This is a genomic window from Blastococcus sp. KM273129, assembly GCF_021698995.1.
Lineage (GTDB): Bacteria > Actinomycetota > Actinomycetes > Mycobacteriales > Geodermatophilaceae > Blastococcus.
The window spans coordinates 1-7,730 of sequence record NZ_SSXB01000047.1 but is presented as its reverse complement, the minus strand read 5'-3'; the positions used below and the strand labels follow the sequence as shown (position 1 = coordinate 7,730).

The 7,730-nt window shown below is 74.2% G+C and carries 5 protein-coding genes; all 5 read right to left on the bottom strand.

The window, feature by feature from the left end; all coding sequences use genetic code 11:
- Positions 1-6: 6 nt before the first annotated feature.
- Positions 7-714, bottom strand: coding sequence for a glucose-6-phosphate dehydrogenase assembly protein OpcA (locus E9565_RS13845; RefSeq protein ID WP_236835506.1), 708 nt, complete (start codon positions 712-714; stop codon positions 7-9).
- Between the two features lie 46 nt (positions 715-760).
- Entirely contained in the window at positions 761-2,278 is a 1,518-nt protein-coding gene (gene zwf, locus E9565_RS13840) for a glucose-6-phosphate dehydrogenase (RefSeq protein ID WP_236835504.1), read from the bottom strand.
- 131 nt (positions 2,279-2,409) lie between these two features.
- Positions 2,410-4,014: a glucose-6-phosphate isomerase gene (locus E9565_RS13835; RefSeq protein WP_236835502.1), complete on the bottom strand. Its 1,605-nt coding sequence runs from the start codon at positions 4,012-4,014 to the stop codon at positions 2,410-2,412.
- Positions 4,011-5,111, bottom strand: a complete 1,101-nt coding sequence (gene tal / locus E9565_RS13830) for a transaldolase (protein WP_236826707.1) — start codon at positions 5,109-5,111, stop codon at positions 4,011-4,013. The genes E9565_RS13835 and tal overlap by 4 nt, the downstream gene beginning before the upstream one ends.
- A 95-nt stretch (positions 5,112-5,206) precedes the next feature.
- Positions 5,207-7,420, bottom strand: coding sequence for a transketolase (tkt, locus tag E9565_RS13825; protein ID WP_236826708.1), 2,214 nt, complete (start codon positions 7,418-7,420; stop codon positions 5,207-5,209).
- Between the last annotated feature and the right edge of the window lie 310 nt (positions 7,421-7,730).

The following is a 7,730-nucleotide window of genomic DNA, read 5'->3' as shown; positions in this document are numbered from 1 at the left end:
GGCAGCTCACCGGGGACCCGCGGAACCCCACCGCGCAACTGCTCGCCGGGCGGCCAGCCACCCGGCGAGCAGTTGCGCGGTGGGGTTCCGCGGGTCCCCGGTGAGCTGCCCGCTGCGCACCCGGACCGGCTCGCCGCGGCGGCCGGCCACGGCGTCGAGGGTGGAGGTGAGCGTGGCCCGCCACGCGGTGCCCCGGGTCCAGGCCAGGTCGGTGTCGCCGGGCACGTAGTCCTGCCCGCGCGTGCGCAGCGCGGCGAGCGGGTCCTCGGCGAGGGAGCTGTCGGTGATCCGGCGGTCGGCGACGACGGACAGCGCGTCGGTGGCCAGCTGCTCGGGCGCCGGCGCGTGCCACCAGGCGACCACCGGTGCGTCCGCGGCCAGCAGCGGGAGGACGACGGACTCGGCGTGCAGCGCCAGGCGGCCGTACATCCGCATGACCACCGCCTCGCCCGGGCCCAGCCGCCCCCCGATGACCACCTCGGCGTCGAGCCGGGGGACCGGCGCGTCGATCTGGCGGCGGACCACGACGAGCACCCGGCAGGGGTGCATCTCGGCCGCGTGGGTCGCGGCCTCCTCGGCCTCGGCCACCCGGCTCTCGTCGGCCACGACCACCAGCGTGAGCGCCACGCCGGAGAGGACGGCGCCGCCGGTGCGGCGCTGGGCGGCCAGTTCCTTGACCACCGCAGAACCGGTGGTGTCCCAGAGGGTCGTCACGGGGTCTCCTCCGCTCGTGGCTGCAGGCCGGTCGCGCGCCCGCCGGTCACGGCCGCCGCCAGCGGCGGCCCTCGGCGGCCAGCATCGCGTCGGCCGCGCGCGGCCCCCACTCACCGGCCCGGTACGGCGCGGGCGCCGAACCGGCCCAGAACTCCTCCAGCGGATCGATCACCGCCCAGGAGGCCTCCACCTCGGCGTTGCGCGGGAAGAGCGTCGCGTCGCCGAGGAGCACGTCGAGCAGCAACCGCTCGTAGGCCTCGGGGCTGGTCTCGGTGAACTGCTCGCCGTAGAGGAAGTCCATGGACACGTCCCGGACCTCCATCACGCTGCCGGGGACCTTCGACCCGAACTTGAGGGTGACCCCCTCGTCGGGCTGCACGCGGACGACGAGCTGGTTGTTGCCCAGCTCCTCGGTGTCGGTGTCGGCGAAGGGCAGGTGCGGCGCACGCTTGAAGACCAGGGCGATCTCGGTGACCCGGCGGGGCAGCCGCTTGCCTGCGCGGAGGTAGAAGGGCACGCCCGCCCAGCGGCGGGTCTCCACGCCCAGCCGCACCGCCGCGAAGGTCTCGGTCGTCGACGCCGGGTCGACCCCCTCCTCCTGCCGGTAGGCCCGGACGCGCTCCCCGGCGAGCCACCCCTGCTCGTACTGCCCGCGGACCGCGAAGGTCGAGAGGTCCTCGGGCAGCGAGACCGCCCGCAGCACCTTGAGCTTCTCGGTGCGGATCTCCTCCGCCGAGAACTCGACCGGCTCCTCCATCGCGGTCAGGGCCAGCAGCTGCAGCAGGTGGTTCTGCAGCACGTCGCGGGCCGCGCCGGTCTTCTCGTAGAAGCCCGCCCGGCCGCCGATGCCGACGTCCTCGGCCATGGTGATCTGCACCGAGTCCACGTGGTGGCCGTTCCAGACCGGCTCGAACAGGCTGTTGGCGAACCGCAGCGCCATCAGGTTCTGGACGGTCTCCTTGCCCAGGTAGTGGTCGATGCGGAAGACGTCGTCGGCGCTGAACACCGAGTCGACGAGCGCGTTGAGCTCCCGGCTGGAGGCCAGGTCGGTGCCGAAGGGCTTCTCGACGACGACGCGGCGCCACCGCCCGGGGGTGTTCTCGGCCATGCCGGTGCGCTGCATCTGCTTGAGCACCACCGGGAACATCCCCGGGGGGATCGACAGGTAGAACGCGGCATTACCGCCGATGCCGTGCGTCCCCTCGAGCTCGCCGAGCGCCGCGGCGAGCTCGTCGAACGCGGTGTCGTCGTCGAACGACCCCTGGACGAAGTGGACGCTGCCGGCCAGCCGCTCCCACACCTCCTCGCGCCAGGGGGTGCGGGCGTGCTGGCGGATCGCGTCGCGGGCGAGCTCGGCGAACTCCGTGTCGCCCCAGTCGCGCCGGGCGAACCCGAGGAGGGCGAAGTTGGTCGGCAGCAGCCCCCGGTTGGCGAGGTCGTAGACGGCGGGCAGCAGCTTCTTCCGCGCCAGGTCCCCGGTGATGCCGAAGACGACCAGGGCGCACGGTTCGGGCACCCGGGGCAGTCGCCGGTCCCGGGGGTCGCGCAGCGGATTGACGATCATCGCGGACCGCGCAGCGGGTGGGAGGTCATCGTCCGTCCTCGTGGTCGGGGGCCCGCCGTCCGGTCCGGGCGGACCGGACGGCGGGGAGGGGCGGGCGCGGCTCGGGCGGCTCCCCGGCCGGCTCGCCGCCCTCAGCAGTGCAACGCGGTGAGCAGCTGGTCGATGCCCGCCGCCCGGTCGGTCAGGTGCAGGTGGAGCAGCGGGCGGTCCCGATCGGCCAGCGCCTTGCGGTCGCCGGCGGCCTGTGCCGCCTGCAGGGTGCCGAAGGTGTACGGCTGGTCGGGGACCGGCAGGTCCTCGTCAGCGGCGCCGGTGATCTGCAGGAAGACCCCGACCTGCGGCCCGCCCTTGTGGTACTGCCCGGTGGAGTGCAGGAAGCGCGGGCCCCACCCGAAGGTGACCGCCTGCTCGGTGCGCTTCGCCAGCGCGGCGCGGACCTCGGCGGCGCGCGCGTCCCGGAGCCGGTCCAGGTAGGCCATGACGGCCAGGTAACCGCGGGGCGGGACGGCGGCCAGCAGCGCGTCCAGCGTCAGCGACAGCCCGTCGTGGGAGGTGAGGTCCACCCCCTGGAGCAGCTCGGCGGTGCCGCGGATCTCCACCGCGCCGATCGTGGCCTCGGCCGGCTCGTCGGGCAGCCCGGCGGCGAGGATCGCCTGGGTGTTCTCCTTGCTCTCGGTCACGTTGGGCTGGTCGAAGGGGTTGATGCCCAGGACCCGTCCGGCGACGGCGGTGGCGTACTCCCAGCCGAGGAACTGCGCCCCCAGCGGACCGGTGACGCAGACCGCCGGACCGGCCGGCGGGGCGTCGGCACCGACCAGGCCCAGCAGCACGTCGGGCCCCGAGCCGCCGGGCGCCTCCGGGGACTCCAGCACGACGGGCAGGATGCCGCGGCCCTCCTTGCCCGTCGACTCGGCGATGAGCTGCTCGGCCCAGTCGCCGAAGCCCTCGATCGGGGTCTCCCCGGCGTCGGCGAGCGCGAGCTTGTCGCGGTCGGCTCGGAACGCCGCACCCAGCGCCACGCCCAGCTCCAGCGCGGGGTTGCCCGGCTCGGCCAGCCGCTCGGCCAGCCGCTCGGCGTCGTCGACGAGCGCGGTGACGTCGGCCCCGGCCAGCGCCGAGGGCACCAGCCCGAAGGCCGACAGCGCGCTGTACCGCCCGCCGACGGTGGGGTCGGCGAGGAACACCGCCCGGGCACCCATGGCCGAGGCGGTCTCGGCGAGCGGGGAGCCGGGATCGGTGACGACGACGAAGCGCCGGCCGGTCTCGGCCTCGTCGAGCCCGGCGCGGGCGAACGCGGCCACGAACGCCCGGCGCTGGCTCTCCGTCTCCACGGTGCCGCCCGACTTGGAGCTCACCACCACGACGGTGCGCTCCAGGTCGGTCATGGCCGCGAGCACCTGGCCCGGGTCGGTGGTGTCGAGCACGACCAGCGGCACACCGGCGGTCCGGCAGATGACCTCCGGGGCGAGCGACGAGCCGCCCATGCCGCACAGGACGATGCGGTCCAGGCCCTCGGCGACCAGTTCGGCCCGCAGCTCGGCGAGCGAGGCGAGCAGCGACCGCGACGTGGCCGGGAGGTCCAGCCACCCCAGCCGCACCGCGGCCTCGCTCTCGGCGTCGGGCCCCCACAGCGTCGCGTCCTTGCGCGCCAGGCGGGCGGCGACGTCGTCCTGCTCGAGCTCCGTGCGCAGCGGCCCGGGGACGTCCAGGTCGGCGCGGGTGACCTGGAGCGTCACGCCTTGTCCTCCAGCTGCTCGCGCACGGAGGTGGTGAGCTCGTCCCAGGAGTCGACGAACTTCTGCACGCCCTCCTCCTCGAGCACCCGGAACACGTCGTCGAGGTCCACGCCGGCGTCGCGCACCGCCTGCATGACCGCGGCGGCGTCGTCGTAGGACTTCTGCACCGGCGTGCCCGGGGTGCCGTGGTCGGCGTAGGCCATCAACGTCTTCTCGGGCATGGTGTTCACCGTGCCCGGGGCGATCAGCTCGCTGATGTACATCGTGTCCGAGTACTCGGGGTTCTTGACCCCCGTGGAGGCCCACAGCGGACGCTGCGCGACCGCGCCCTCCGCCTCGAGGGCCTTCCAGCGGTCGCTGGAGAAGACCTCCTCGTACGCCTGGTAGGCCAGCTGGGCGTTGGCCACGCCGGCCTTGCCCTTCAGCGACGCGTCCGCACCCGCCGCGTCGAGGCGCTTGTCGATCTCGCTGTCCACCCGGGACACGAAGAACGACGCCACCGAGGCGATGCCGTCGAGCGACCCGCCCTCGGCGACCCGCTTCTCCAGGCCGGCGAGGTAGGCGTCCATGACCGCCTTGTACCGCTCGAGGCTGAAGATGAGGGTGACGTTGACGCTGATGCCGTTGGCGATCGTCTCGGTGATCGCCGGGAGCCCGGCCTCGGTGGCCGGGATCTTGATGAACAGGTTCGGCCGGTCGACCAGCCACCACAGGTGCGCGGCCTCGGCGGCCGTCGCATCGGTGTCGTCGGCCAGCCCGGGGGCCACCTCCAGGGAGACCCGCCCGTCACCCGGCTGCCGCTCGGCCACCGGCCGCAGCAGGTCGCAGGCGTCGCGGACGTCGGCGGCGGTGATGGTCCGCAGCGCCTCCTCGACGCTCACCTGGCGGACGGCGAGGGCGTGCAGCTGGTCGTCGTAGGACTCCGAGCCGCTGATCGCCGCCGCGAAGATCGTCGGGTTGGTGGTGACGCCGACGACGGAGTGCTCGTCGACGAGCGACTGCAGGTTGCCGCTGCGGATGCGGTCGCGGGACAGGTCGTCGAGCCAGACGGCGACCCCGGCCGAGGAGAGCTCGGCCAGCTTCTCGTTCTGTGCCATGTTCGTCAGCCCTTCTGGTGAGGTTCTGGAACGGCCCTGTCGCAGGGCCCCGGCCCGAGCTCGCGAGGGCTGGGGGGCGACGGGCTCCTTCTGCTTCAGCGGTCGCCGGTGGGGTGGGGGAGGCCGCCGGTGGCGGCCACCGGGCCGGCGGGGACGGCGTTCCCGGCGCGGGCCGCCTCGAGGCTCTCCCGCGCCGCGGAGACGACCGCCTCGTCGGTCAGGCCGAACTCCTCGTAGAGCACGGAGAAGGCGGCGCTGGCGCCGTAGTGGGTGAGCCCGACGATCCGGCCCGCGTCGCCGACGAACTCGCGCCAGCCCATCGGCACGCCGGCCTCCACGCTCACCCGGGCGCGGACCGAGGGCGGGAGCACCTCGTCCTTGTAGGCCTGGTCCTGGTCGGCGAACCACTCGACGCAGGGCACGGAGACCACGCGGGTCGGGACGCCCTCGGCCTCCAGCCGCTCCCGCGCGGCGACGGCGATCTGCACCTCGGAGCCGGTCCCCAGCAGGATCACCTCGGGGCTGCCGCCCGACGCCTCGGCCAGGACGTAGGCGCCGCGGGCCACGCCCTCGGCGGAGGCGAACTGCTCGCGGTCGAACACGGGCAGGTTCTGCCGGGACAGGAGCAGGCCGGCGGGCCGGTCGTTGTTCTCCAGGATCGTGCGCCAGGCGACGGTGACCTCGTTGGCGTCCGCGGGGCGGACGACGTCGAGCCCCGGGATGGCGCGCAGCGCGGCGAAGTGCTCGATGGGCTGGTGGGTGGGCCCGTCCTCGCCGAGCCCGATGGAGTCGTGGGTCCAGACGTAGGTGACCGGGAGCTGCATGAGCGCGGCCAGCCGCACCGCGCCGCGCATGTAGTCGGAGAAGGTGAGGAAGGTGCCGCCGTACACGCGCGTGCCGCCGTGCAGGGCGATGCCGTTCATCACCGCGCCCATGGCGTGCTCGCGGACGCCGAAGTGGATGGTGCGTCCGTAGGGGCCGCCGGACCACATCTTGGTCTGCCGGTCGGCGGGCAGGAACGACGGTTCGCCCTCCACCGCGGTGTTGTTGCTCTCCGCCAGGTCGGCCGACCCGCCCCACAGCTCAGGGAGCCGCGGGTAGAGCTCGGCCAGCACCTTGCCCGAGGCCTTGCGGGTGGCCACGCCCTTCGCGTCGGCGGGGAAGGTCGGCAGCCCCTCGGCCCAGTTCTCCGGCAGCCGGCGCTCGCGCATGCGGGCCAGCAGCGCGGCGCCCTCGGGGTTGGCCTGCTCCCAGGCGGCGAACGCCTCGTCCCACTCGGCGCGGGCGGCGCGGCCGGTCTCCACCACCGAGCGGGCGTGGGCCAGCACCTCGTCGTCGACCTGGAAGGTGCGCTCGGGGTCGAAGCCGAGGATCTCCTTGGTGGCGCGGACCTCGTCCTCGCCCAGCGCGGAGCCGTGCGAGGCCCCGGTGTTCTGCTTGTTCGGCGCGGGCCAGGCGATGATCGTGCGGAGCTGGATGAACGACGGCCGGCCGGTCTCCGCCTCGGCGGCGGCGAAGGCTGCGTCCACGGCGGCGAGGTCCTCGCCGTCGTCCACGGTCTGCACGTGCCAGCCGTAGGCCTCGTAGCGGGCCGCGACGTCCTCGGTGAAGGCGACGGTCGTGTCGTCCTCGATGGAGATGCGGTTGTCGTCGTAGACGACCACCAGGTTTCCGAGCTTCTGCGTGCCCGCCAGCGACGACGCCTCGCCGCTGACGCCCTCCTCCATGTCGCCGTCGGAGGCGAAGCACCAGATGGTGTGGTCGAACAGGCTCTCGCCCTCGGGGGCGTCGGGGTCGAGCAGCCCGCGCTCGCGGCGGGCTGCCATCGCCATGCCCACGGCGTTGCCGACGCCCTGGCCCAGCGGGCCGGTCGTCGTCTCCACGCCCGGGGTGTGGTTGACCTCGGGGTGACCCGGGGTCTTGGAGCCCCAGGTGCGCAGCGCCTGGAGGTCCTCCACCTCGAGGCCGTAGCCGGCGAGGAACAGCTGCACGTAGAGCGTCAGGCTGGAGTGCCCCATGGACAGGACGAACCGGTCGCGGCCGACCCAGTTCGGGTCGCTGGGGTCGTGCTTCAGCCACTTGTGGAACAGCAGGTAGGCCGTGGGGGCCATGCTCATCGCGGTGCCGGGGTGGCCGTTGCCGACCTTCTGGACGGCGTCCATCGCGAGCACGCGGGCGGTGTCGATGGCGCGGCGGTCGAGGTCCCCGAAGCCGTCGGGGAGGGTCGGCTGCGGCTGCGCCGGGCTGCCGGTCGGCGCGTCGGTCGCGGCCTCGGCCGGTGCTTCCGGCCCGGTGCTGCGCGTGTCCATCTGGTCGGTTCTCCCTCGAGGTAGGCCTGACGTCGTGCCCGGGCGCGGCCGGCCGCCGGTGGGCTGGTGGGCCCGGAGGACGGAACGGCGTCGTCGGGTCGGGCCCTACCCGCTGCACCGGCGGCAGCAACGTGATCAACCCTAGTCATCCGAGGTCATGCCGCGCGGCGGCCTCGGGACGGGCCGGGGCTACAGTGGGGGAGTTCCGCCCCCGGTTCGAAGGGATCCCGTGGTGCCCTGCTGCCCGCGCGCGACCGCGCACGAGGGCACCCGGTGACGGTGCTGTCCGAGCGCACCGCCGCCCCCGCCC